Annotated in this window: 2 protein-coding genes; both read left to right on the top strand. The window is 30.0% G+C overall.

What is annotated here, in order from left to right; all coding sequences use genetic code 11:
- On the top strand, positions 1-543 hold a 543-nt coding region (locus BQ7474_RS00015; protein ID WP_407922699.1), incomplete at its 5' end, for a Mu transposase domain-containing protein.
- Positions 533-1,015 (top strand): ATP-binding protein (locus BQ7474_RS00010; RefSeq protein ID WP_159429535.1); only part of this gene is annotated, 483 nt, incomplete at its 3' end. The genes BQ7474_RS00015 and BQ7474_RS00010, both read left to right, overlap by 11 nt.

Below are 1,015 nucleotides of genomic sequence, written 5' to 3'. Positions count from 1 at the left end.
ATAGTTAAAAGACCACGAACAAAAGGTAAAGTTGAAAGCCAAATGAAAATATTAGATGAGTTAGATGCTTATCAAGGAAAGCTATCATACAAAGAACTGATAGATAAGGTTGGAAAGATAAATTTAAGAAAGAATATGAGTATCCACCAAGGAACATCTAAAACTCCGATATCCTTGTTAGAAAAAGATAAAGGCTCCTTAAAAGCTCTTCCATCTAAAGAGATTAGGAGCCGATATCAAAACCATCAAAGCATTGTCAAAGTTAACGAATCTTCGATGATATCATACAAATCTAACCAATATTCTCTACCAACTGAATACATCGGAAAGACCGTAACACTACAAGTAGAAGACAACTACTTGTACCTGTATGATACCACACAATTAATAGTTAAGCATAAAATTACCAATAAAAAGCTAAACTATCTTAAAGAACATTATCAAGAAATAACTAAAAAGACAATGCCCTACAAAGATGAAGTAGACATAAAAAAATTCTCAAAAGAAAACTTAAAAAAGATAGGAGCCTTGTTTGACAATTAAAGAAACCAGCAATTACCTAAGATTAAAAGAAAATTTAGAATACTTAAAATTAAAACAATTCATCTTACACATAGATGATCAAATAGCTGATAGAAATACATCTTTAGTAGAATCCTTGTTAAAATTAACGGATTATGAAGTAGATACAAAAAGAATAAACGCAGCCAATCAGATGGTAAAAACAGCAGCATTTCCTTCTTTAAAAGACATATCAACTTTTGATTTCTCCTTTCAACCTAGCATTAATGAAAGACAAATTAAAGATTTATGTCAATTAGGGTTTCTAGAAAACAATGAAAATATAGTATTTCTAGGATCGAGTGGAGTAGGCAAAACTCATTTATCAATATCAATAGGTATAGAAGCGGCAAGACAAAGATATTCAACATATTTTATCAAATGTGCAAATCTACTAGAAAATCTAAAGAAAGCTCAAGATGAAAATAGGTTAGAAGCAAGACTAAAGCATTAC

It is taken from the genome of Anaerococcus urinomassiliensis (assembly GCF_900128425.1).
GTDB classification, from domain to species: Bacteria; Bacillota; Clostridia; order Tissierellales; family Peptoniphilaceae; genus Anaerococcus; species Anaerococcus urinomassiliensis.
The sequence above is the reverse complement of the archived record's forward strand: the minus strand, read 5'-3'. Positions and strand labels throughout refer to the sequence as shown.